This is a genomic window from Flavobacterium sp. KBS0721 (genome assembly GCF_002007065.3).
GTDB lineage: Bacteria > Bacteroidota > Bacteroidia > Flavobacteriales > Flavobacteriaceae > Flavobacterium > Flavobacterium piscis.
Window position 1 is genome coordinate 1,527,602 of record NZ_CP042170.1, and the last position, 24,791, is coordinate 1,552,392.

Consider the following 24,791-nt stretch of genomic DNA (forward strand, 5'->3'; position numbering starts at 1 on the left):
AAAATATATTTAATTTTTTTTAGCAAAACGCTTGCAGAAATGAAATTCTGTACTATCTTTGCAACCGCAATAACGCAGAGGTTTGGTAGTTCAGTTGGTTAGAATACATGCCTGTCACGCATGGGGTCGCGGGTTCGAGTCCCGTCCAGACCGCAATATTGGGAAAAGCCTTTCTTAACGGAAAGGCTTTTTTGCCCAAATACGGTATCTAAGATTAGTTGTGTTGTTTTGCTACGACTTTGTAACTCGTAGCTGGTTTAGTAGTTAGACCAATGAAAAGCTTTCCACTTTTGTGGATGGCTTTTTTGATTTATAGCCTTTTGGCAAATCCCCTATTTTATTTATAAATCCAGGATAAGTCCCTATTTTGTATTGAATCCTTTTTAGATATAGCCTGTGGTTTCGATCACGGGGATACGCATTGTGATCCTGATTTTTTTTACTTTTAATTACACAAGGATAAAGTCCGCAAAGTTCTGTATTGACGGCTTTGTGAGCTTTCTGTTTTTAAAAGCATTCTTAGTCGAAAAAACTTTGTGCTTTCTATGGTGAGATACTTACTTAGCGCTTTTTTTGTGTTGTATATAAGGGTTTTTCATAGAGTGTGAATGAAGTATATTTTCATCCTTATATATTAAGGTAAGATGTGTTCTTAAAACACTAAATAGTTATTTTAATTTTTTCGACAGTATTAAGTTTGGTTTGATTAAATATATAAGTATGTTGTTTTTATTTCTTCTCGAGTTTTGTTTGAAATGATTTTTTATCTCGTACTATTTTGGAGTCGGTAAATAAATAGTTTTCATAAAATGGCAACCGTTAGTCAGGTTGATGGTTTTGGTGTTTTTGATACATATATAATAGGTAGCTAAACGGGAATCTGCTTTTGAAATTTGAATTCGAGTGCTGGTGAGCAGGTAAGGCAATTTAGGAAATTTGAAATTTAGTTTTAATGAGTAGTTTAATCTTGTTTCCGATGCTTTGGGGTGTTCTGGTCTTTTGGGTCTCCTGATAGCGATCTTGACCGGCACAAAAGGATTTCCTTTCGAAGTCTCGGGAATATCGGGGCAAGGGCAGTAGTTCTCAAGATAAACATTAAGATGGGAGAAACTGCTTCAAAAGAAGAGGCTTTGCGTCTTTGCGCGATAAAAATGAACTTTGAGTCTTCGTGGCAAGCTTACCTAAAAAGATTGATATACTTGTTGTGAAGAAGTCAGTATCCGCTCAATAAAGTTGTGAAGTCAATAAAAGTAGTAGTTGTTTAAGAACGGCTATTACGAAAAACACATCTCAAATCAGAAAATTCCTAAAATATATAAAAAAGACAGATTGTTAAGTTTTGTGTTATCAGAGTGTTAAGAGAAAGTTTTAAAAAAGATGGAAAATATATAATAAAAAGGCTTGTAAATGTAAATAAAGGGTCTACTTTTGCACCCGCAACAGCGACAGACGTTCTTTAAAATACTGACAAGCATTACGAATCAAACTGAAAATTTATTTTCAAAAAAAGATTAAGAAAAGCTTGTGAGATTTAAAAACAGAAGTTACATTTGCACCCCGCAAAACACGGAAAGTTCATTGAGAGATTGGTAAGGTTTAGGAAGGAAAAAGGAAAGTAAATTTTCTTAAAAAAAACTTCAAAAAAACATTTGCCGGTTTGAAATAAGTTTTCTACTTTTGCACCCGCTTTGAGAAACAAGCGATAATGAAAAAGAAACACGTTCGTAGACATATTGAATTGACAGCCGTTTTAACAGAGATGTTAGAACAAAAGAATAAGAGTAATGGAATCGAGAGATTTGAAAAACCGATAGAGAAAACGTCGAATAATAATTAGTCTTAAGTAATTAAGACAAACAATATACGATGAAGAGTTTGATCCTGGCTCAGGATGAACGCTAGCGGCAGGCTTAACACATGCAAGTCGAGGGGTATAGTTCTTCGGAACTAGAGACCGGCGCACGGGTGCGTAACGCGTATGCAATCTACCTTTTACAGAGGGATAGCCCAGAGAAATTTGGATTAATACCTCATAGTATATAGCCCTGGCATCAGGATTATATTAAAGTCACAACGGTAAAAGATGAGCATGCGTCCCATTAGCTAGTTGGTAAGGTAACGGCTTACCAAGGCTACGATGGGTAGGGGTCCTGAGAGGGAGATCCCCCACACTGGTACTGAGACACGGACCAGACTCCTACGGGAGGCAGCAGTGAGGAATATTGGACAATGGGCGCAAGCCTGATCCAGCCATGCCGCGTGCAGGATGACGGTCCTATGGATTGTAAACTGCTTTTATACGAGAAGAAACATCCCGACGTGTCGGGACTTGACGGTATCGTAAGAATAAGGATCGGCTAACTCCGTGCCAGCAGCCGCGGTAATACGGAGGATCCAAGCGTTATCCGGAATCATTGGGTTTAAAGGGTCCGTAGGCGGTTTAATAAGTCAGTGGTGAAAGCCCATCGCTCAACGGTGGAACGGCCATTGATACTGTTAGACTTGAATTATTAGGAAGTAACTAGAATATGTAGTGTAGCGGTGAAATGCTTAGAGATTACATGGAATACCAATTGCGAAGGCAGGTTACTACTAATTGATTGACGCTGATGGACGAAAGCGTGGGTAGCGAACAGGATTAGATACCCTGGTAGTCCACGCCGTAAACGATGGATACTAGCTGTTGGAAGCAATTTCAGTGGCTAAGCGAAAGTGATAAGTATCCCACCTGGGGAGTACGTTCGCAAGAATGAAACTCAAAGGAATTGACGGGGGCCCGCACAAGCGGTGGAGCATGTGGTTTAATTCGATGATACGCGAGGAACCTTACCAAGGCTTAAATGTAGATTGACCGGTTTGGAAACAGATCTTTCGCAAGACAATTTACAAGGTGCTGCATGGTTGTCGTCAGCTCGTGCCGTGAGGTGTCAGGTTAAGTCCTATAACGAGCGCAACCCCTGTTGTTAGTTGCCAGCGAGTCAAGTCGGGAACTCTAACAAGACTGCCAGTGCAAACTGTGAGGAAGGTGGGGATGACGTCAAATCATCACGGCCCTTACGCCTTGGGCTACACACGTGCTACAATGGCCGGTACAGAGAGCAGCCACTGGGCGACCAGGAGCGAATCTATAAAACCGGTCACAGTTCGGATCGGAGTCTGCAACTCGACTCCGTGAAGCTGGAATCGCTAGTAATCGGATATCAGCCATGATCCGGTGAATACGTTCCCGGGCCTTGTACACACCGCCCGTCAAGCCATGGAAGCTGGGGGTGCCTGAAGTCGGTGACCGCAAGGAGCTGCCTAGGGTAAAACTGGTAACTAGGGCTAAGTCGTAACAAGGTAGCCGTACCGGAAGGTGCGGCTGGAACACCTCCTTTCTAGAGCCCCAATTGTTAGTAGTAATACACGATGGGGAAAAAAGATGTTTATCTAAAGGATCTGAATTTTAAAGTTCAATTACTCTTGCTGTTAGTTCAAATAATAAATTTTAAGTAAAACAGAGTCTCGTAGCTCAGCTGGTTAGAGTACTACACTGATAATGTAGGGGTCGGCAGTTCGAGTCTGCCCGGGACTACTTTTTAAATTGTTAATTATAAATTATGAATTGTAAATTATAAAAAGACAAAATAAAGAGACTGTAAACTTGAAAAGGAAATTCTAGAGTTGAGGCGTTATGAATAATAATTCATAATTCATAATTCACAATTCATAATTAGATTGGGGGATTAGCTCAGCTGGCTAGAGCGCCTGCCTTGCACGCAGGAGGTCAACGGTTCGACTCCGTTATTCTCCACTGGTTTACTATAAAGATAGTAAATAAAAGTTCATTGACATATTGAGATAAGAAAATAATAAAAAGTAGAAAGCGTTTTTTGTTATAAGTAGCAATACAAATAATAAAAGACAAAAAAAAACGGTCATAATTGATTTTATGATTGGTACAATAAGCAAAATAAGGGCGTATGGGGGATGCCTTGGCTCTCAGAGGCGATGAAAGGCGTGATAAGCTGCGAAAAGCTGCGGGGACGGGCACACACCGATTGATCCGCAGATACCTGAATGGGGCAACCCACTATGTTGAAGACATAGTACACCGATAGGTGGGCAAACCCGCTGAACTGAAACATCTAAGTAGGCGGAGGAGAAGAAAACAAAAGTGATTCCGTAAGTAGTGGCGAGCGAACGCGGATTAGCCCAAACCAATGTTGTTACGGCAAGATTGGGGTTGTAGGACCACGAGATTTTATGCACAAGGAACCGGAAGTTACTGGAAAGTGACGCCAAAGAGGGTGATAGCCCCGTATGGGTAACGAGTGTAATAGATAGTGGTATCCTGAGTAGGGCGGGGCACGTGAAACCCTGTCTGAATTTGGCGGGACCATCCGCTAAGGCTAAATACTCCTGAGAGACCGATAGTGAACCAGTACCGTGAGGGAAAGGTGAAAAGAACCGTGAATAACGGAGTGAAATAGATCCTGAAACCATACGCTTACAAGCGGTCGGAGCCCTTTCGTGGGGTGACGGCGTGCCTTTTGCATAATGAGCCTACGAGTTAACGTTGCTGGCAAGGTTAAGTGGTTAAGCCACGGATCCGTAGCGAAAGCGAGTCTGAATAGGGCGCTTTAGTCAGTAGTGTTAGACGCGAAACCGTGTGATCTACCCATGGGCAGGATGAAGCTGTGGTAACACACAGTGGAGGTCCGAACCGGTTGACGTTGAAAAGTCTTCGGATGACCTGTGGGTAGGGGTGAAAGGCCAATCAAACTCGGAAATAGCTCGTACTCCCCGAAATGCATTTAGGTGCAGCGTTAGTTATAAAGTTATATAGAGGTAGAGCTACTGATTGGATGCGGGGGCTTCACCGCCTACCAATTCCTGACAAACTCCGAATGCTATATAATGTTCACTAACAGTGAGGGCTTGGGTGCTAAGGTCCAAGTCCGAGAGGGAAAGAACCCAGACCATCAGCTAAGGTCCCCAAATATACACTAAGTTGAAAGAACGAGGTTTGTCTGCCCAGACAGCTAGGATGTTGGCTTGGAAGCAGCCATTCATTTAAAGAGTGCGTAACAGCTCACTAGTCGAGCGGACGAGCATGGATAATAATCGGGCATAAGTGTATTACCGAAGCTATGGATTTAGAGTTTACTCTAAGTGGTAGGGGAGCATTCCAGCAGGGTTGAAGGTGTATCGTAAGGTATGCTGGACTGGCTGGAAAAGAAAATGTAGGCATAAGTAACGATAATGCGGGCGAGAAACCCGCACACCGAAAAACTAAGGTTTCCACAGCTATGCTAATCAGCTGTGGGTTAGTCTGGTCCTAAGGCGAACCCGAAAGGGACAGTCGATGGCTAACGGGTTAATATTCCCGTACTACTAATTACTGTGATGGGGTGACGGAGTGATGAAAGCGCCGCGAACTGACGGAATAGTTCGTTGAAGTACCTACCTATAAGCTGCGCAGGCAAATCCACGCGGCTTGGGGAAATACGATAGTACTCGGAGTCTTCGGACAAAGAGATAGTGCGCCTAAGGGCTTCCAAGAAAAACCTCTAAACTTCAGGTAATTAGTACCAGTACCGTAAACCGACACAGGTAGTTGAGGAGAGAATCCTAAGGTGCTCGAGAGATTCATGGCTAAGGAATTAGGCAAAATAGACCTGTAACTTCGGGAGAAAGGTCGCCCCCAGCAATGGGGGCCGCAGTGAAGAGGTCCAGGCGACTGTTTATCAAAAACACAGGGCTCTGCAAAATCGTAAGATGAAGTATAGGGCCTGACACCTGCCCGGTGCTGGAAGGTTAAGAGGAGATGTTATCTTCGGAGAAGCATTGAATTGAAGCCCCAGTAAACGGCGGCCGTAACTATAACGGTCCTAAGGTAGCGAAATTCCTTGTCGGGTAAGTTCCGACCTGCACGAATGGTGTAACGATCTGGACACTGTCTCAGCCATGAGCTCGGTGAAATTGTAGTAACGGTGAAGATGCCGTTTACCCGCAGTGGGACGAAAAGACCCTGTGCACCTTTACTATAGCTTAGTATTGACCTTGGATAAATGATGTGTAGGATAGGTTGGAGACTATGAAGCGGCGTCGCCAGGCGTTGTGGAGTCATTGTTGAAATACAACCCTTTGTTTATCTGAGGCCTAACCCCGTTTTGCGGGGGACATTGCTTGGTGGGTAGTTTGACTGGGGTGGTCGCCTCCAAAAGAGTAACGGAGGCTTCTAAAGGTTCCCTCAGTACGCTTGGTAACCGTGCGTAGAGTGCAATGGCATAAGGGAGCTTGACTGAGAGACATACAGGTCGATCAGGTACGAAAGTAGAGCATAGTGATCCGGTGGTTCCGCATGGAAGGGCCATCGCTCAAAGGATAAAAGGTACGCCGGGGATAACAGGCTGATCTCCCCCAAGAGCTCATATCGACGGGGGGGTTTGGCACCTCGATGTCGGCTCGTCACATCCTGGGGCTGGAGAAGGTCCCAAGGGTTGGGCTGTTCGCCCATTAAAGTGGCACGCGAGCTGGGTTCAGAACGTCGTGAGACAGTTCGGTCTCTATCTACTGTGGGCGTTAGAAATTTGAGTGGATCTGATTCTAGTACGAGAGGACCGAATTGGACAAACCTCTAGTGTATCTGTTGTCCCGCCAGGGGCACCGCAGAGTAGCTACGTTTGGAAGGGATAAGCGCTGAAAGCATATAAGCGCGAAACCCACCACAAGATGAGATTTCTTTTAAGGATCGTGGAAGATGACCACGTTGATAGGCTATAGATGTAAAGGCAGTAATGTCATAGTCGAGTAGTACTAATAATCCGTAAGCTTATGTACACCCTTTTCCCCCGACTCCGGTCGGGGGGAGAAACTTTCTAATAAATAAAATACTTTTCTTTATCTCAGTATGTTAAGATATTGTGTAATGTTGACTAGCTAAAGCTAATCACCCATTGCAAAACGGCCTTAAGGTGGTTATTGCGGCGGGGCTCACCTCTTCCCATCCCGAACAGAGTAGTTAAGCCCGCCTGCGCAGATGGTACTGCAGTTATGTGGGAGAGTATGTCGTCGCCTTTCTTTTAAGAATCCTTCCCGATTTATCGGGAGGGATTTTTTGTTTATATCACTTTGTGAAATTTACCGCAAAGTACGAAAAGGTTTTTTTTATTGTCTGTACTGCTGTCTTTATTAAGTTCGCAAAGGCTGTTCGTTGCGAACTTTGCGTAATCCCTTGCGTTCTTTGCGGTTAAATAACAGTTTATTTACATGATCTCTTCTGAAAGTAAAAACTATGAGATTCTATGGATTGGAATTTGGGATTTAGAAGTTGGAATTTCCTTTGAAAATAATACTTCCTTTTTACCATAAACCGCGTTAGGGATGGGAGCGGTATCCTTTTGCGACACACTACACTTCCGGCAAAGCAGCCTAAAACCTCTCTCGCAAAAGATTTAGCGGAAGCCCGGCCCGGAGGGAAACGCCCAAATAAATTTAATTATGCTTTCTGTGATTTATTTTTAGGTCTCATAAAATCGATAAGTTCTCAATGCTTAGATTGTCGTTAAAAGTCTTAAATTCTTAATGATTTCATTTTTCATGCCGTTTAGTTAGTTTATCAATGATTTTTTTTCTTTATATTTTCAAAGATCTTAAAATTCTTCAGATGGGTTAAACCCTTTTTTGAATACCACTATATAATTCAAATTATTTAGCCCTTTTTATTTGATTGTAACGTCTATTTAGCTTGCTTTTATTCTGTCTAGTTTAGGTGTAATTAATCCTATTTTGAAAAGGGAATTAATCTCTTTTATGAAAATTGTATTGAATCCAGACTCATTTGCTTTTTCATGTTCTTCGGCTAATTTTATGAGGTCAATTATTTTATTGTTTCAAATATATTAAAGAAATATTCTGTTAGTTTATATTGATATGTATTTAGAAAATAATCTAATTACTAATCCCATATTTCGAGCTAATTGAAAACGTTTTTTTTAGAAAGATTTCTTTTTTCAAATGTAATCTAACTTAAAAGAGCGATAAGTTTTTTAGTTATTAGCCGAAAGTTATAATTTTGAGAGTTGATTTCTATTAAATAAGTTGCATTTCAATGGTTGAAATCATTGACAATATTTAGAAATCAGACATTTGTTTTTGTACGAAAAAACCTTTGTATAGGTTCTGAACCTTGAGAAATCCATAGATATTCAATGGGAATTTGGATTTTAGAGGATTGGAATTTATTTATAATCAGTTCATTAAAAATAATTTAATTTTTATTCGTAAAAACCCTTGTAGAATCCAACTTCTGTTGTATTTTTGCACTCACAATAACGCAGTTGGTTTGGTAGTTCAGTTGGTTAGAATACATGCCTGTCACGCATGGGGTCGCGGGTTCGAGTCCCGTCCAGACCGCAATATTGGAAGAAGCCTTTCTTAACGGAAAGGCTTTTTTGTTTTTATATCTTTTGAGATTTAACCGCAAAGAACGCCAAGATTTAATTTTACTTTACGCATAGAAAACACAAAGTTCGCAAAGCCAGATCAAGACAAAGCTTTGCGAACTTTATGTTTTCTAAAAAGCATACTTTAAAAATCTTAGCGGACTTTGCGGTTAAATCAACACTATTTTATATTCCAAACTATTTATTTCTTCTTATATTTATATGTCATTATTATCTCAATGGAACATTCCGGTCAGAAACTAGATAGATATTACATCAAAAAAGTAGATGCCGATAAAAAAAGCATTTATTGCCACCATGATTTGATGGGTGAATTGTTTGTGCCTACACATAAACACAACAAAGCTCAGTTGCTATATGCTGAAGGTGATGTTGTTTTTGTAACTACAGAAACTAAAACTTATTTTTTGCCTGCAAGACATTTTATTTGGATTCCGAGTGGTGTTTCGCACAGTATTGAACCAAAATCTGAAAGTGTGACGATGCGAAATTTGTATTTTCCTGTTGATAAAGACGAGGATTTGTTTTATAAAAATGAAGGGATCTATCCGGTCAATAATTTACTGTTGCAAATGATGCTTTTTACCAATAGGTGGAATGGAGATCTTAAGAAAGGCTCTCCGAATTTTGCCATTGCCAAAGCGATCAAAGCAATATTACCTCAAATATGCCTTACTAATTTACCTTTAGAATTACCGCAGCCTAAAGATCCGCGTTTGAGTAAAATTTTGCGCCATGTTGAGAATAATTTGGGAGAAACGATTTTGTTCTCAGAAGTTGCACATGAATTTGGTTACAGCGAACGTTCTTTGTATCGCTTATTTCAAAAAGATCTTAATATGTCATTCATTCAATATTATACTATTCGAAGAATTTTGAAAGCTATTGAGCTTTTATTAGAAAGAAAACTTTCGGTAAAAGAGGTAGCGCTTGAAGTTGGATATAATAGCGTTCCGACATTTAGTAATACATTCTTTAAATTCCTCGGACAAAGACCTTCTGACTACTTAAATAGGGAAGAGATTTTAGAAGGGAAGTAAAATTTTTTATTTCACGCAGATTTGACAGATTTTTGCAGATCAGCGCAGATTTATTTAAGAATGTCTTTCTACAGCTTTACTAAGTCTCCTAACAAATAAAATGACCTCCGTAAATTAGCCTCAATCCTTTAAATCTGCGTGAAATTAAAAAAACAAGCATTGTTTTTTAATTAATTGTTTATCAGGGTTTTAATATAACGTTTTCGAAAAATCAAATTTTAACATATGTCCGAAATGAATATGTTATTGACTTTTTATAATTATCAGTCAACAAAAAAATGTAGGAACTTTGCAGTATTAAAATCTTAAAATATTCATGTTCCTTAAAACAACAAATTCTACAGAAGACTGTTTTCTCAAAATCATATTACTATTTTTAGTTGTATTGACATTTAATAGTTTAGAAGCACAGGAAATTCATTCAGTTTCGTTAAGTGAAGCGGTGAAACTGGCAAAAGAAAACAACAAAAAAATCCTTAGATCTCAATTAGAGACTACGCTCTCAGAGCAAAACATCAAAGAAAGAAAAGAACTCCGTTTGCCGGATATCGAATTAAACGGTGAATATTCCAGAATTACCAATATTACGGAATTCAAAGGAAATGGTTTCCTAAATGGTAAAGAAGTAACCAAAGCAATTCCGGAGATTTATCAGGTAAATTCCACTTTTAAAATGCCAATTTATGCCGGTAATAAGATCAATAACGCCATTAAAATTGCCAATCAGGAAAATGAAATTGCCAAAATAAAAACCGAAAAGACCGAGAATGATATCGAGCTTGAAGTGGTAGCCAATTATCTGGCGATTTATAAAATGATGGAGCTTCAGAAGATTTTTGAAGAAAACATCAAAGAAGAAAAAAGCCGATTGAAAGAAGTTCAATCACTTCAAAAACACGGAACCGTTACAAAAAATGAAGTGCTTAGAGCCGAATTGCAGCTTTCGGACCGTGAATTGAATTCGCTGACCAATTCAAAAAATATAAAAATCGCCTTGCATGATTTAAAGACTTTGATTCAGCTTCCTGAAAACGAAGATGTGGCGATTGATACAACTGCCAATATGGATAAAATGAATGGCTTGGATCCGTATGATTTTTATTTGGAAAAAGCTTTTCAGAACGAAGAAATGCGAATCGCAAGCCAGGAATTAAACATCAAAAAAACGGAACTGAAGCTGGCGAAAGGAAATTATCTGCCAACGGTAAACTTCTTTGGAAATTATGGTTTTTATTATCCAAACTATAAATTTTTTCCGCCAAATCCGTATTTGTACACTTTAGGGCAAATTGGTATCGAAGCGCATTTTGATATTTCGGCTTTGTATAAAAACAAGACCAAAGTAGAACAAGCTACGACTAAAATCGAATGGCAAAAAATGCAGTCTGAAATTATAAAAGATGAAATTCAGGATCAACTGTTTAAAGAACATACCCAATATCAGGAAATCCTTGAAAAATTTGTAGTTGTGGATAAAGCTTTGGATTTGGCCAATGAAAATTACCGAATTGTAAAATTAAAATACTTGAACCAATTGGTTTTGATAACCGAAATGGTGGATGCCGATAACGCTTTATTACAGGCAAAATACAATAAGATTTCGACCCGATTGGACGCGATTCTTAAACATTATGAATTGCTTCATACGGCCGGAATAATGCCGGATCAGATTTAATTTAAGAAGAAAGAAGCAAGAAGAAAGATTTTAGAAGCAAGAGAATAGTAAAGAATATAGATTTTAAGTTCCGGAGGAACGATTCATATTGTAGCGCCGGATTTTAATCCGGTGGAGAATTAGAAAAAATAGAAATAAAGAATATAAAATAATATGGTTAAGATAAAAAATGAAACTAAAAGAAACAGAACGTTTCATGTATTAATAACAGTTATTGCCTGCATATTAGTAGCAAGCGGAATCATTTTAGGGATTTGGTTTTATGTGTTCAATAGTAATCACGAAGAAACCAATGACGCGCAGGTAGAGCAATATGTAACACCTATCATGTCCAGAATTACGGGTTATGTTCAGGAAGTTCGTTTTGATGAAAATCAGTTTGTGCATAAAGGTGATACTTTGGTGGTGATTGACAATAGAGAATACAAATCGAAATTGAATGTGGCGCTGGCTGATGTTCAAAGTGCAAAACAAAGCAGCGTTGTTGCCGAAAGAAATGTAGCAACAACAGCAAGTACAACCACAATTGGCGAATCGCAATTGGCAGCGGCAAAAACGAATCTTTGGAAAACAAAATTAGAATACGAACGTTATCAGGCTTTGGTAAAAGATGAAGCCGCAACATCGCAACAATTAGAGAAAGTACGAGCAGATTATGAATCGGCGCAAGCGCATTTTCAGGAAATGCGAGACCGAATTCAGTCATCCAATTTAAGTACGTCTCAGGCGCAGGCAAATGTTCCTACGATGCAAACTAATATTGCGTCGAAACAAGCTGTGGCAGATAATGCTGCATTGTTTCTTTCGTACACCATAATAACCGCACCTTATGACGGTTGGGTGGGCAAGAGAACTTTGCAACCAGGACAAATGGTTAAGGAAGGACAATCATTAGTTTCTATTGTAAGCAAAGAAAAATGGATTACGGCGAATTTCAAGGAAACGCAATTACAATATTTAACCGTTGGTCAGGAAGTTCGTATTAAGGCTGATGCTTTGAGTGGTAAGGAATTTACGGGAATCATTACTTCATTATCTCCTGCAAGTGGTGCGCGATTTTCGTTATTGCCTCCGGATAATGCAACAGGGAACTTTGTGAAGATCGAACAAAGAATCCCTGTTCGTATTCAAATGAAAGAAACCAACAAACAAGCCGACTTTTTAAGAGCCGGAATGAATATCACGGTTATTGCAGAACACCACTAAAATGGAAGATAAAAGTATTTTTAAATCCTGGGTTCCAAAATGGGCAATCATTATTATTTTGTTTGTCTGTCTCTTGCATTCCATGATTTTATTGGGCGTTTATACGTCAAATGTAACTTACGCGGCAAGTTTTCTGGACATTGAGCCTGAGGATTTGCAGTTTGCGATGTGCGTTACATACGGAACTTTGCTGGCCACGATTTTGATCGAAAGTAGATTTTCGAGTTTTTTCCCTGCCAAAAATTATCTCATGGCGGTGTATTCTGTTATCGGGATTACGATAATTTCATCGGCCTATATTACAAATTTTTATGTCTTTTTATTGCTGCGTGTTGCCGAGGGAATTTTAATGGCGCTTCCGGTAATTACAATTAGACAATTGTTGATAGAACAATTCAATTCTAAAAACGCCATCATAATTGGTTTCTCCTTTTATTACGGATCGTTATTATTGTCAACGCCGTTTATCATGAATATCGCCGTTTGGTTTCTGGATCATTACGATTGGAAATACATGTTGTATGTTTCGGGCGGACTTCAGGTTCTGAATGTCTTCTTGATTCTGGTTACTTTTCGTGGACATAGAATCACAAAGAAAATTCCGTTGTATCAAATCGACTGGATCAGTTATATTTTGGTGCTAACGGCAATTCTCGGCGGTGCGTACTTTTTTGTTTATGCCGAGAAAAAATACTGGTTTGAGTCTGCTCATATGGTTTTAATATTGATGATTGCGCTTATTACAGGAGGATTATTCATCTTTAAAGAACTTCTGGTAAAAAGACCTACCTTTAATTTTGAAGTTTTTAAATACGCCAATCTGCGAATTGGTTTTTTGTTATTCTTCCTTTTTTACATCAGTAGAGCCACGCTAAGTCTTTGTCATTCGGCGATGTATTCAATCTGGAATTGGGATCCATCCCGAGTTGCCGGCGTGCAATACATAAACGGATTAGGAAATGTAATTGGACTAATTTTGGCTGCTTTTTTCCTAATGAAATCCGTTTCGACTAAAGTTATTTTTATCATTGGATTTTCGCTAATTGCGTTATTTCACTTTTGGTTTACGTTTCTTTTTGTGCCCGATGTCGCTTTATCAGATATTATCATTCCGTACGTTTTGCAAGGCATTGGTGTTGGATTTTTATTCGTTCCTCTAATTTTGTTTACCACATCATCGGTTCCGGCAAAAATGGCGGTTTCTTCAGGAATTGTTGGCGTTTCCGGGCGTTTTTGGGGAAGCACAATTGGCTTTTGTGTCATGCAAAATGCCATGGTATTCCTGAATAAAAAGCACTTTTTAAAGTTAAGTCAGTTTGTAACCGGAGATTATCCGCAAGCTCAGGAAACGATCACCAAAACTGCGCAGAGCTTCGCTGCAAAAGGATATTCGCTTGACGAATCGAATACATTAGCGCTCAAAAAAGTTTTTAGCACCGTCGCCAAACAATCGACTTTATTGGCCGATATGGAAATTTATACCATCGTTGGGTATGGCTTGGTAGTTTTAATTATTCTTATCGCATGCAATCAGCATTTACGTCATACAGCTAATTTGTTTAAAAAGAAGATTTGGATTAGTTGATGGTTTTAATCTCGCAATCCCAATAGCTATCGGGATTACGAGATTAAAAAAAACTCAGCGAATCTCTGCGAGAAACCTCCACGAATCTATGTGAAATAACTCTTTATTACCTTATCTTGCAACCGTTAAAAAAACAAAAATATAATGAAACAGCAATGTGTAATTTTTGATATGGATGGCGTGATTTGTCACACCAATCCGCATCATGCAAAAGCTTTCGAGGCATTTTTCGATAAATATCAAATTTCTCACTCAGAGCAGGAATTTGAAGAGCATATGTACGGAAAACATAATGGATATATTATGACGCATTTCTTCAAGCGCCCAATTGCGGGAGAAGAACTCGTAAAACTCGAAGACGAAAAAGAAGGAATGTTTCGTGAAATTTATAAAGACAAAGTCGAAACCATTCCGCATTATTTGGAGTTTTTAGGCGAACTGAAATCTCGTGGATTCAAAACGGCTGTGGCAACATCTGCACCGCGCGCCAATCTTGATTTGATTATGGGCGCACTAAAATTCGAAGATAAAATGGATTCTATAATGTCAAGCGAAGACGTAAAATTTCATAAACCCAATCCCGAAGTATATCTTGAATCTGCCAAACGTGTTGGCGTTTCTCCGTCTGATTGTATTGTTTTCGAAGATTCATTCTCAGGTGTTACAGCGGGACTAAATGCAGGAATGAAAGTCGTTGGCGTTTTGAGTACGCATACAAAAGAACAACTTCCGCCATGTAGTTTTTATATCAATGATTATAGCGAAGTGAATGTTGATAAGGTAATAGAATTGTTGGGGAAATAAATTCCAATAATTTAAATTCCAAATCCCAAACTATACGATAGACCTTTGTCGAAGTTTAAAACTTTGACAAAGGTTTTTCTACACACAGTTTGTCATTTCGAGGAACGAGAAATCCTCGCGAGAAGCTCGACAAAGATTGGAGTCTCGTTGCGTAGTTACTCGCAAAGATTTTTCCCTTGGTTCGAAATGACAAACTCGGTGGATTTATTCTTCTTCCCAGAATATTTTTTTATTGTGTTCTACTAGATACAAACAAGTGTTGCCATTTTCGTCTAGTGCCTTTTTGATGTCAAAAATATATGATCCTTTAGTTTGTGTTTTTATATCTGTTCCGCACCAACTCCAATTAAGTTGTTCTATTTTTTTGTTTTTTATTTTACCGCTAATTATCTCGTAGGGTATACTTCCATCAAAAACAAATTGTTTGAAATCAATGTTTTTTGTTGATCCGTCTTTTTTTAAATCACCAATTAAAGTTCCTGCAACAACCAATGAGTCAATATTTTCTCCTGTTTTGTTGTGGAATTTTATATGTATATTTTTAAAATTTAGATAAAATGCAAAACCAATTATTGTCAGAATAATAAAGATTATGATTTCTGTTTTTCTTTGTTTGGATAATTGCATCTCTATATAAATGTTTTTTTAAGGTGAATTTATAAATTATTGACTTTGAGTCTACAAAGAATATCGTAGAATAGGAAATATAATTGCTAAGCTAAAATATAGAAAAACAGATAAGCTTAACAGAAACCATAGAATTTTTGAAAGAAGCTTTATTTTTAAAACCCAAATAATTAAAATAGAATTACCGAAAGAAAGAACGATAAGTAGTAAAGTTAACATTAAACTGCCAAAACTGCCATATTCGTATATCGATCGAAATTCATCAGAAAATCTAAATGTCTCAACATAACGTTTTGCTAGGTAGCTTAAAATAGACAATAAAGGAATTGCTATTGCTAGTTTTTGTGTTAGATGAAGATTACTTAATTTTTTCAATTTAAAATTTTTGGATTTTTAATTTAAACGAAAGGCTTTAATCGGATAAATAGCTATCTCATCCATCCTTCAATTTTATAATTTTTAGAAAATAATTTTCTTTCTGCTTTTCCATTTTCAGGTTTAAACCAAACTTCAAATCTAGCAGCGTACGGTTGTGCCCAATCTCCCTCATAAATTGTAAAATCATCTTTTGGACTGAATTTCTTTATGCTGTCAGAAGGATTGAATACTTTGATTGAACTTTTTCGTATTATTTCTTTACTCGAAAGTTGTTCGTTTTGAGTGATTTCGAAAACTTTTAAATAGATAGTGCCGCTTTCAATTTTTCCAGTCCAAAAATCAAATTCATAAAGTCCCGGTTGAAATGAGTTATAAAGTTGAAATTCTGTGTTTTCTACAAGTTTATTTGTTATGCTGTCTGGTTTTTTAGAGTTGAAATTATCATCAAAATCCATATTAATAGGATTGTCAATTTTAATGTTTTTTGGAATTGTTAAATTCAGAGCAAAAGTATCTGGTGTAATTTGATCAATAAAAAAGGAAATTAAAATGTAAAATATAAATGAAAATATTGATGCGCCAAATAGACCGAAACTAATCAGACTTTTGAGCCATTTTCTTTCTGATAGCTGATAAATTCCTGAAATTAATATAACACATAGTCCTAATCCAAATATGAAAATATTAATGTCTTGAAAGATTGGGCTGTTTGTGAAATTAGAAAGGACTAAAAGCAAAATCGTTAAAAACCAAAAATATATTGGCTTTTTCCAATCATCAAAAAAACTAGAAAAAAAATTTCGCATAATTTTAATTTCTATTTCAAAGAAAAATCCAACAAATCTTTAGGCTCAACCTCTAAAGCATTGGCAATTTTTACAAGAGCTTTTATGCTGGTATTTATTTCGGCCCTCTCTATTCTGCCGATTTGATTTTTAGGGATATCGCAGTCGTTAGCTAAATCTTGTTGTGACATATTCTTCTTTTCACGTAGCTGTCTGATGTGAATCCCAAGATTGGCAATAAAAGTTTCTTCTGAAATATCCATATTTCAAAAGTCATAAGATTTATTTTTTATAAGGACACAAATTTGTGTCCAAAAGTATTATATTTGACGGATTTAAAAAATAAGACAATGACTACAGAAGGGCTTTCGAAAGAAGTTGAAACGAGACTAAAAGTTTTTTTTATTGATGTGATAGATCCCAAAGATATGGCAAAGATAATACGACAAGTAAATCATCTTCTTTCTTTATGTGTAATGCGAGGATGCGAAACGGTAGAATCTGAAGTAAAAAATATTGAAGATAATTTTTATTGGCTCAATAAATTAGCCGAAGCTTTAGATCCTTATTTGGATGTTGATTGAATGCAATTATAAGAACAAGAACATTTTTTTGTTTAAAAATATATTTTAATAAAACGAAAATTCTTATTTTTAAATAATGTCATTTAATTGAACAAAAAGATGAAAAAGGAAATTCTGGAACAAATTAAAAAATTAGGTGGAAATATAGACAATGTAAAAGGCAATTCGCTTCAGGAAGATTTACAATCGATAACTTTTGATACCGTTTTGTATCAACGACCAACAGATACACCTTGGGCAACCGCTGAAGAAGAAGAACCGATTTACGGAATTGGAGATTTTATTAATCAAAACGAATCGCTTTTTAAAGAAGATAAAGCAGCTCTTTACGATAAAATCATTCAAAAATATTTCAGATTAACAACCGAAGGTTTTGGCCAGGTTTTTTGGGAAGCTTCTCCTTTTACACCTTTTAAAGAAGGAACACCAGATTACGCTGAATGGAATGGTGATTTCACAGACGATGAAACAGATTTAAATGAAATTATAAAAGTAACAAATGATCCTTCGCCAGATTTTATAATGCTTTTTACGAGTTATGGTTTTCCGGATAGTTACTACATCGCTTTATCTGACCCAAATCCCGAAAATCCAACTTTATTTGGCACAGATCATGAAGTCTTTTTCAGAGAAGTTACTAATGAGGGAAACTTAGAAGATTTTTTAAACACTTTTATGACGAAAGAGGAATTATTGGAAATTGTGAAGAGGAGAATTGAAAAGTAAAAATAGAGAAATGACAATATTGGGGTTACTTTGCGTTTCAAGGGATTGGTCCCGATAGCTATCGGGACTGGGTACAAAATAAATCATTCCTCCGGAATTTTATAAAGAGTTTCGAATGAACGAAACATATTGTAGGGATGGATTTTAATCCATCATAGGTAATAAAAGTTTTGTACAATTATCAGAAAATAAAATAATAATTATCATAAAGCGGCTGATTAATATTCCAGCATTTCATAATAGTTTTTTAATTCAATAGCTCGGGATTTTATAATTTCCTTTTTCTTGTCTTTTGCAACACAATACCACATAGTTCCTTGTTTTATTTCAAAAAAATATTTCGATATAAAGAGAAACTCTTTATCCCGATAAGAGATCCATTGTTTTTGGGAATTTTTTAGAACTTCAAAATCTTCATTCTTAAGTTTGGTTTTAAGAAGATTGTAATATTTATTCAATTCTTTGTCCCAGCCTTCTTGTGCTGTTATGATGCAATTGCATTGATCGGCATTTGATATGTCGTCTTTGTCAAGGCATTTTTTTTCCTGAATATCGATTAAATTTTCTTTTTTGCTTTTTGTTTGCGAAAAAACGGTAAAAGAAAAGATGCTAAAAAGAATTATAAATAATTTACTCATTTAAAGTGTTGTGTTTAATTATGATCAAAAAAAGGGAAATAAAGTCATTTCTTCTTTAAGATTATAATTCAAAAATAGAAATACAAAAGTAGAAATATGATATTCTTGTGGTCTGTTTATCAATAACTTTATCGGCCAAAAAAGAAAAGGTATATAAAACAAAAAAGCTTCTGATTTCTCAGAAGCTTTTTTTTAGTGCGGATAATAGGACTCGAACCTACACGCCTTGCGGCACCAGATCCTAAGTCTGGCATGTCTACCAATTTCACCATATCCGCTCAATTGTGGGTGCAAAGATAAACATAACTTCTATATTTCAAAGCATTTTTTGAAAAAAAATATTAATTCTCTTTTTTGTATTTTTGAAATTCTATAAAAATTATTTCAATGGAAAATATTAAGTCCTACGTTCAACAACATAAAGATCGCTTTATCAATGAGTTGATCGAATTATTAAAAATTCCGTCGGTAAGTGCCGACACTGCATATTCGCAAGATGTTATCGATACTGCCGAGGCCGTAAAGGAAAGTTTATCAAAAGCAGGCTGTGATTTAGTCGAAATTTGCGATACTCCGGGGTATCCAATTATATATGGAGAGAAAATAATCGACCCAAATTTACCAACAGTTCTTGTTTACGGACATTATGATGTTCAACCGCCAGATCCAATCGAATTATGGACATCGCCACCATTCGAACCCGTAATTAAAAAAACCGAAATTCATCCAGAAGGTGCAATCTTCGCTCGTGGTGCCTGCGATGACAAAGGACAAATGTACATGCACGTAAAAGCGCTTGAATATATGGTGCAAACCAATAATTTGCCTTGCAACGTAAAATTCATGATCGAAGGCGAAGAAGAAGTAGGTTCGGCAAGTTTGGCCTGGTTTGTAGAACGCAATCAGGAAAAACTGAAAAACGACGTAATTCTTATTTCAGATACCGGAATGATCTCAAACCAACAACCGTCGATCACTACAGGTTTACGTGGTTTAAGTTATGTAGAGGTAGAAGTTACCGGACCAAATCGTGATTTGCATTCAGGATTATACGGTGGAGCAGTGGCGAACCCAATCAATGTTTTGGCAAAAATGATTGCTTCTATGCACGACGAAGACAATCATATTACCATTCCTGGTTTCTACGATAAAGTACAGGAATTATCTGCTGAGGAAAGAGCCGAAATGGCAAAAGCGCCTTTTAGCTTAGAAAAATATAAAAAAGCCTTAGATCTAAACGATGTTTACGGCGAAAAAGGATATGTAACCAACGAACGCAACTCGATTCGTCCAACATTAGACGTAAACGGAATCTGGGGCGGATACCAAGGCGAAGGAGCAAAAACCGTTATTGCGAGCAAAGCATTTGCTAAAATCTCCATGCGTTTGGTTCCTAATCAGGATTGGCATGAAATCACAGAACTTTTTACTAAACATTTCACCAATATTGCGCCGTCAGGAGTTACTGTAAAAGTAACGCCTCATCATGGCGGACAAGGTTATGTTACGCCAATTGACAGTATTGGATATCAGGCAGCAAACAAAGCTTATACAGAAACTTTTGGCGTTCCTGCAATTCCGGTTCGTTCAGGAGGAAGTATCCCGATTGTTGCTTTATTCGAAAAAGAACTTAAAAGCAAAACCATTCTTATGGGCTTTGGTTTGGATTCTGATGCAATTCACTCGCCAAATGAGCATTTCGGAATCTTTAATTACTTAAAAGGAATCGAAACTATTCCGTTGTTTTACAAATATTTCGTAGAGCTTTCTAAGTAATAAGTTTTGCCACGAAGGCACTGAGACACAAAGATTTTTTTATGTTTCGCTCTTTGTCAAAGTTTTAAACTTTGACAAAGATGAATCTCAAATTATATAAAATCCGTTTATTCTTTAAGAGTAAGCGGATTTTTTTATGGGCGTTCCCTACGGTCGGGCTATCCGCTATATCTTTTTGTTTTTAAAGAAAAAACAAAAAGGATATCGCTCCTATCCCTAACGCTTAAAGAAGGTTCAAAGGTTTAAAAAGGTTCAAAGTTGCAAAGGAGCAAAGGGACAAAGGTTTTTTGCATCAGAATTGAATAGCCCCTAGCTTTAGCTAGGGGATTTTTTAGTAGATAGCATTGGCTTTAGCCAAAATTTTTAAATGCCTGAGAATTTATTTTGCTAAAGCCATGCTCTTTATTCCTATTGTAAACCCCAGCTAAAGCTGGGTCTATTCAAAACCTTTGCCACTTTGTGTATTCTAAAAACCCAGAGCCTTAGAAACTTAGCAATTTTTTTCTTGCATATTAAAAAAATAACTCTACATTTGTAGAGCAATATCTATAAATGTAGAGTTAAACTGAAAATATGAAAAACCTTCTTTTACTATTTTTTTGCGGAATGATGCTTTTTAGTTGTAAAAGCAAACCCATCAATCAAAAGATTGATAAAAAGAAAGAAGGACTTTGGGTCGATAATTACCAACAAGATAGTACGACATACAAATCGTTCGAATATTATAAGAATGATCAGCCGGTAAAAAAGTGGAAAACCTACATCAACGGAAAGATCTACAAAACCGAAAAATACAAAAATGGAATCTGTATCGTAAAATATTATTATGAAAACGGAAAACTACAATCAAAAGGAAAAACAAAAATCGAAGTCGATTCAATCGAAACACATTGGTTTTATTTTGGAGATTGGAAATTTTACTCCGATAAAGGAAAACTAACCGAAATTAAAAAATACAATAACGGGGATTTGGTTTCAGAAAAAGCAATACAATAAATAGCCCACGGGTTTTACGGATGAAACGGATTGACGCGGTTTTTTTTAGAATATAGAATATAGATAAATTGTAATCATCAAAAAAATCATTTTAATCACTCTAATCGGTGGCAAAAAAAAACTTAGCAACTCAGAACCTTAGTAACTTAGCAACTTAAAAATAAATGCAATTATCAAACTCAGAAGAACAATTAATGCAACATCTTTGGAAGCTTGAAAAAGCTTTTATGAAAGATTTGCTCGAAGCGTATCCGGAACCAAAACCAGCAACCACAACCGTGGCAACACTTTTGAAACGAATGATCGACAAGAAATTCGTAGCCTATAACGAATTCGGAAATTCGAGAGAATATTATCCTTTGGTCGAAAAGACGGTTTATTTTTCGAAACACGTAAACGGATTAATCAGCAGTTTCTTTAATAATTCGGCATCACAATTTGCTTCTTTTTTTACCAAAGAAACAAATTTGTCAACTTCGGAATTAGAAGAACTTAGAAAAATAATCGATTCAGAAATTCAAAAAAAGAAAAAATGACAGACTTCTTTATAAAATCGACGATTACTTTAAGCGTTTTCCTGATTTTTTATCATTTGATATTGGAGCGGGAAAAAATGCATCAATTTAATAGATTCTTTTTGCTTTCTTCGATTCTAGTTTCGTTCGTGGTTCCTTTTGTTTCATTCGAAATTATCAAAGAAGTTCCAATGATTTTATCAAGTCAAATCAGTATGGATGAAGCTGGGATTACTAAAATTCAAAGTGAAGAGCAGATTGATTATACATTGATTTTTTTATGGAGTTTGTATGGATTAATCACATTTTTAATGACGATTAGATTTAGCAGTAATATTTGGAATATTTTGTCAAAATCGAACAGAAATCCAGTTGTAGATTTTAAGAATTCGAAATTGGTTTTGATTGATGAAAAAATCCTGCCGCATACTTTTTTAAATTACATTTTTGTCAATTCAGATGATTATAAAAACCGAAATATTGAAGAAGAATTGTACACACATGAATTGGTTCATGTAACTCAAAAACATACGCTGGATATTTTGTTTGTTGAGTTTTTAAAGACTATTTTTTGGTTTAACCCACTCTTTATCTTTTATAAAAAAGCCATCCAGCTTAATCACGAATTTCTTGCCGATCAGGAAATAGTGAAAGAATATAAGAATGTTTCATTTTATCAAAAACTACTTTTAGAAAAAGGAAATGGAAATCTAACTATTTATCTGGCAAGTAATTTAAATTATAAGGTAACTAAAAAAAGATTAATTATGATGACAAAAAGCACCTCAAAAAACAAGGCGTTCTTCAAAAAAATTGCTGTTATTCCTGTATTTACAACTTTAATACTTCTCTTATGTATTAAAACTGTGGCACAGGAATCTAAAACAGAAGTGAAAGCAGTTACTTCTAATACTGAAACGAATCGTGCTAAAACTGCTGTTGTTTTAAACGATGAAAAAAATGCGATTCCGCTAAATAAAAATCAGGGATCTATGGCGGATCAAAATGAAAAAGTTTCTCCAAGATCTTCAGTTGATTCCATCAAAACATCTGACGATATAATAAGTGTGGATCCAATCCTGAAAAATCCTGAATTTCCAGGAGGAATTTTGGAGTTTTATAAATTCATCGGAAAAAACTTTAAAATGCCGGCAGAAGCTTCAAACAATAAAATTCAGGGAAAAATATTTATAGAATTTATGGTAGAAAAAGACGGTACCCTGTCTGAATTTAAAATTCTAAAAGATTTAGGATACGGGATAGGAGAAGAAGCGATAAAAATTCTAAAACTTTCTCCGGCATGGAATCCTGGCTCTGAAATGGGTAAGCCAGTTCGCGTTCTGTACACTTTGCCTATAACAATTCAAGATAACGAAACACCAAAAAAGTATAAGGTAATAAATGCAAGCTATCAGAGAATTGATTTCCCACCAACAATTTTTGGAAATTAAAAACCATCTAAATTGTCTTTTAAATAAAAAAATCCGCTTCTATGCGAGTAGAAGCGGATAAAATTAAAAACTAAAAAAAAATCTAAAAAAAAACCAACAAAACCAGGCCTTAAAATAAGTCTGGATTATATCCAAAATAAGGCATATTTTGTTCATTAAAAACAACCCCATATTCTTCTAACTCTTTTAAAATAGGCTGATACACTTCTTTTTTTATCGGAAGCTGTACGCCCGGAGTTGTAATTTTTCCGTTCAAAATCAATAATGTTGCCATTGCAACCGGTAAGCCAACAGTTTTTGCCATTGCAGTATAAGTTTGGTCGTCGCCAATACAAACCATTTTCGAATCGATTTGCTGTTTTTTGCCATTTAGGATGTATCCAAATTTATGATACATCACAATCATATCTTTGTCGTTGGGCTCTAATGTCCAACTGTCGGACAATATTTTTTCTAATATTTGTGCCGGAGTAGCATTGGGCAAATTGACTTTCTTGTCGGGATTAAATAAATCCAGTTCCAAAAGTTTATCCCACATAATATCGTCCTGATCGATTTTTAAAATCAATCTTGTTTTAATTTCTACAGAATCTGTTGGATGATAAGGCAAAAACGAATTAACGAACTGGCGATAACTCATGTTCTCAGAATCTTCCATGATATAACTATCATCCGTCATGCCCAATTGCACAAACATATTCCATGCTTTCGAGTAGCCCACTCTTCTGATCGTTCCTCGATATAAAGTCAGGATATCATCTAAACCATAAATCGATCTGTATTTAAGCGAGTCACGGTTCGAATACGCTTCGAATTTTCCGTAACCTTCTACTTCCAGAAATTCTGTTCTGCGAAAAACAGTTCCGTACGGAATATATTTATAAGTACCTTCCTGAATAAATTTTGCTGCACCGCCTTGTCCGGCCAAAACTACATTCCTGGGTGCCCATGTAAATTTGTAATTCCATAAATTGTTATCACATTCCGGAGCCACTAATCCTCCACAGAATGATTCAAAGAGAAGCATATTGCCACCTTGCGCTCTAATTTCGTCAATAACTTTCATGGCACTCATATGGTCAATTCCGGGATCGAGACCAATTTCGTTCATGAAAATCAAATTGTTTTTCTTTGCTTCTTCATCAAGATCCTGCATGGCATCGCTTATATAAGATGCTGTAACAAGGTGTTTTTTGAATTCGATACAATCTTTGGCGATTTCGATATGCAAATGAGCAGGAAGCATCGAGATTACTATAGAAGCCTTTTCGATTGCTGCTTTTCTTTCTTCGGTTTCAAAAATATTTAAAGCAATTGGAGTTGCGTTAGGATGATTCTGAGTCTTTTTTTCGGCCAATGCCAAAGACAAGTCGGCTACGACAAGATGTAGGTTTTCGCTTTCTGATTTTGCTAATAAATAACGTATCAGCGATGATGCAGATCTTCCGGCCCCAAAGATTAAAATACTTCTCATTTTTTAAATTTGTAACACAAATATATTAAAATGTTAAATATATAACAATTTTAATTTTCAAAAAGTGTTTTATTTTTTATT

General features: G+C 36.4%; 15 protein-coding genes, 5 tRNA genes, 3 rRNA genes and 1 pseudogene. 18 read left to right on the top strand and 6 right to left on the bottom strand.

Going from position 1 to position 24,791, the window contains the following annotated elements; all coding sequences use genetic code 11:
- Positions 1-79: 79 nt before the first annotated feature.
- The 12 genes and pseudogenes from B0M43_RS06800 to B0M43_RS06855 form a co-directional block, all read left to right on the top strand.
- Positions 80-153, top strand: a tRNA-Asp gene (locus B0M43_RS06800).
- 1,710 nt (positions 154-1,863) lie between these two features.
- Positions 1,864-3,377: ribosomal RNA gene (locus B0M43_RS06805) — 16S ribosomal RNA — on the top strand.
- Between the two features lie 123 nt (positions 3,378-3,500).
- Positions 3,501-3,574, top strand: a tRNA-Ile gene (locus B0M43_RS06810).
- 145 nt (positions 3,575-3,719) lie between these two features.
- Positions 3,720-3,793, top strand: a tRNA-Ala gene (locus tag B0M43_RS06815).
- Between the two features lie 148 nt (positions 3,794-3,941).
- Positions 3,942-6,825, top strand: a 23S ribosomal RNA gene (locus B0M43_RS06820).
- Positions 6,826-6,955: 130 nt separating this feature from the next.
- Positions 6,956-7,065 (top strand): 5S ribosomal RNA (gene rrf, locus B0M43_RS06825).
- Together the 16S, 23S and 5S rRNA genes with 2 tRNA genes alongside form the textbook arrangement of a ribosomal RNA operon.
- Before the next feature lie 1,261 nt (positions 7,066-8,326).
- Positions 8,327-8,400, top strand: a tRNA-Asp gene (locus B0M43_RS06830).
- Between the two features lie 268 nt (positions 8,401-8,668).
- A complete protein-coding gene (locus B0M43_RS06835) occupies positions 8,669-9,490 on the top strand; it encodes an AraC family transcriptional regulator (protein WP_078006389.1) in 822 nt (273 codons plus the stop codon).
- A 316-nt stretch (positions 9,491-9,806) separates the two neighbouring features.
- On the top strand, positions 9,807-11,165 hold the full coding sequence (locus tag B0M43_RS06840) for a TolC family protein (RefSeq protein WP_078006388.1): 1,359 nt from the start codon (positions 9,807-9,809) through the stop codon (positions 11,163-11,165).
- A gap of 153 nt (positions 11,166-11,318) precedes the next feature.
- Positions 11,319-12,371 (top strand): HlyD family secretion protein, encoded by a 1,053-nt coding sequence (locus B0M43_RS06845; protein WP_078006387.1) that lies wholly within the window; start codon positions 11,319-11,321, stop codon positions 12,369-12,371.
- Between the two features lies 1 nt (position 12,372).
- Positions 12,373-13,956, top strand: coding sequence for an MFS transporter (locus tag B0M43_RS06850; RefSeq protein ID WP_078006386.1), 1,584 nt, complete (start codon positions 12,373-12,375; stop codon positions 13,954-13,956).
- A 144-nt stretch (positions 13,957-14,100) separates the two neighbouring features.
- A pseudogene (locus tag B0M43_RS06855) lies at positions 14,101-14,628 on the top strand (HAD family hydrolase); the annotation flags it as partial.
- Positions 14,629-14,964: 336 nt separating this feature from the next.
- Here the strand turns inward: B0M43_RS06855 and B0M43_RS06860 are convergent.
- The 3 genes from B0M43_RS06860 to B0M43_RS06870 form a co-directional block, all read right to left on the bottom strand.
- Positions 14,965-15,387 carry a hypothetical protein gene (locus B0M43_RS06860; protein WP_078006384.1) on the bottom strand — a complete coding sequence of 141 codons (423 nt, stop codon included), beginning with the start codon at positions 15,385-15,387 and terminating at the stop codon, positions 14,965-14,967.
- A gap of 428 nt (positions 15,388-15,815) precedes the next feature.
- Positions 15,816-16,571 carry a hypothetical protein gene (locus B0M43_RS06865; RefSeq protein WP_078006383.1) on the bottom strand — a complete coding sequence of 252 codons (756 nt, stop codon included), beginning with the start codon at positions 16,569-16,571 and terminating at the stop codon, positions 15,816-15,818.
- 11 nt (positions 16,572-16,582) lie between these two features.
- On the bottom strand, positions 16,583-16,813 hold the full coding sequence (locus B0M43_RS06870; protein ID WP_078006382.1) for a helix-turn-helix domain-containing protein: 231 nt from the start codon (positions 16,811-16,813) through the stop codon (positions 16,583-16,585).
- A gap of 87 nt (positions 16,814-16,900) precedes the next feature.
- Here B0M43_RS06870 and B0M43_RS06875 point away from each other — a divergent pair, with 87 nt between their 5' ends.
- Complete coding sequence (locus B0M43_RS06875) at positions 16,901-17,134, top strand: hypothetical protein (RefSeq protein ID WP_078006381.1); 234 nt, start codon at positions 16,901-16,903, stop codon at positions 17,132-17,134.
- 99 nt (positions 17,135-17,233) lie between these two features.
- Positions 17,234-17,860: a hypothetical protein gene (locus B0M43_RS06880; protein WP_078006380.1), complete on the top strand. Its 627-nt coding sequence runs from the start codon at positions 17,234-17,236 to the stop codon at positions 17,858-17,860.
- A 218-nt stretch (positions 17,861-18,078) separates the two neighbouring features.
- Here B0M43_RS06880 and B0M43_RS06885 read toward each other — a convergent pair whose 3' ends face one another.
- On the bottom strand, positions 18,079-18,498 hold the full coding sequence (locus tag B0M43_RS06885) for a lysozyme inhibitor LprI family protein (protein ID WP_078006379.1): 420 nt from the start codon (positions 18,496-18,498) through the stop codon (positions 18,079-18,081).
- Positions 18,499-18,694: 196 nt separating this feature from the next.
- Positions 18,695-18,776 (bottom strand) — tRNA-Leu (locus tag B0M43_RS06890).
- A 109-nt stretch (positions 18,777-18,885) separates the two neighbouring features.
- On the opposite strand from B0M43_RS06890, the gene B0M43_RS06895 reads away from it, so the two are divergent.
- From B0M43_RS06895 to B0M43_RS06910, 4 genes are all read left to right on the top strand, one after another.
- A complete protein-coding gene (locus tag B0M43_RS06895; protein WP_078006378.1) occupies positions 18,886-20,274 on the top strand; it encodes a dipeptidase in 1,389 nt (462 codons plus the stop codon).
- A 573-nt stretch (positions 20,275-20,847) separates the two neighbouring features.
- A complete protein-coding gene (locus B0M43_RS06900) occupies positions 20,848-21,270 on the top strand; it encodes a hypothetical protein (protein WP_168199930.1) in 423 nt (140 codons plus the stop codon).
- 164 nt (positions 21,271-21,434) lie between these two features.
- Complete coding sequence (locus tag B0M43_RS06905; RefSeq protein WP_065449167.1) at positions 21,435-21,806, top strand: BlaI/MecI/CopY family transcriptional regulator; 372 nt, start codon at positions 21,435-21,437, stop codon at positions 21,804-21,806.
- Positions 21,803-23,236, top strand: coding sequence for an energy transducer TonB (locus B0M43_RS06910; RefSeq protein ID WP_078006377.1), 1,434 nt, complete (start codon positions 21,803-21,805; stop codon positions 23,234-23,236). The genes B0M43_RS06905 and B0M43_RS06910 overlap by 4 nt, the downstream gene beginning before the upstream one ends.
- Before the next feature lie 109 nt (positions 23,237-23,345).
- Here the strand turns inward: B0M43_RS06910 and B0M43_RS06915 are convergent, their stop codons facing one another.
- Complete coding sequence (locus B0M43_RS06915; RefSeq protein ID WP_078006376.1) at positions 23,346-24,710, bottom strand: saccharopine dehydrogenase family protein; 1,365 nt, start codon at positions 24,708-24,710, stop codon at positions 23,346-23,348.
- Positions 24,711-24,791 lie beyond the last annotated feature (81 nt).

Bases quoted from the DNA above. Each gene is read 5' to 3' on its own strand.
- B0M43_RS06835 (WP_078006389.1), top strand. From the start codon at position 8,669: ATGGAACATTCCGGTCAGAAACTAGATAGATATTACATCAAAAAAGTA.
- B0M43_RS06850 (WP_078006386.1), top strand. From the start codon at position 12,373: ATGGAAGATAAAAGTATTTTTAAATCCTGGGTTCCAAAATGGGCAATC.
- B0M43_RS06915 (WP_078006376.1), bottom strand. From the start codon at position 24,710: ATGAGAAGTATTTTAATCTTTGGGGCCGGAAGATCTGCATCATCGCTG.
- B0M43_RS06910 (WP_078006377.1), top strand. From the start codon at position 21,803: ATGACAGACTTCTTTATAAAATCGACGATTACTTTAAGCGTTTTCCTG.
- B0M43_RS06870 (WP_078006382.1), bottom strand. From the start codon at position 16,813: ATGGATATTTCAGAAGAAACTTTTATTGCCAATCTTGGGATTCACATC.
- B0M43_RS06845 (WP_078006387.1), top strand. From the start codon at position 11,319: ATGGTTAAGATAAAAAATGAAACTAAAAGAAACAGAACGTTTCATGTA.
- B0M43_RS06895 (WP_078006378.1), top strand. From the start codon at position 18,886: ATGGAAAATATTAAGTCCTACGTTCAACAACATAAAGATCGCTTTATC.
- B0M43_RS06865 (WP_078006383.1), bottom strand. From the start codon at position 16,571: ATGCGAAATTTTTTTTCTAGTTTTTTTGATGATTGGAAAAAGCCAATA.
- B0M43_RS06900 (WP_168199930.1), top strand. From the start codon at position 20,848: ATGAAAAACCTTCTTTTACTATTTTTTTGCGGAATGATGCTTTTTAGT.
- B0M43_RS06860 (WP_078006384.1), bottom strand. From the start codon at position 15,387: ATGCAATTATCCAAACAAAGAAAAACAGAAATCATAATCTTTATTATT.
- B0M43_RS06880 (WP_078006380.1), top strand. From the start codon at position 17,234: ATGAAAAAGGAAATTCTGGAACAAATTAAAAAATTAGGTGGAAATATA.
- B0M43_RS06840 (WP_078006388.1), top strand. From the start codon at position 9,807: ATGTTCCTTAAAACAACAAATTCTACAGAAGACTGTTTTCTCAAAATC.
- B0M43_RS06885 (WP_078006379.1), bottom strand. From the start codon at position 18,498: ATGAGTAAATTATTTATAATTCTTTTTAGCATCTTTTCTTTTACCGTT.
- B0M43_RS06905 (WP_065449167.1), top strand. From the start codon at position 21,435: ATGCAATTATCAAACTCAGAAGAACAATTAATGCAACATCTTTGGAAG.
- B0M43_RS06875 (WP_078006381.1), top strand. From the start codon at position 16,901: ATGACTACAGAAGGGCTTTCGAAAGAAGTTGAAACGAGACTAAAAGTT.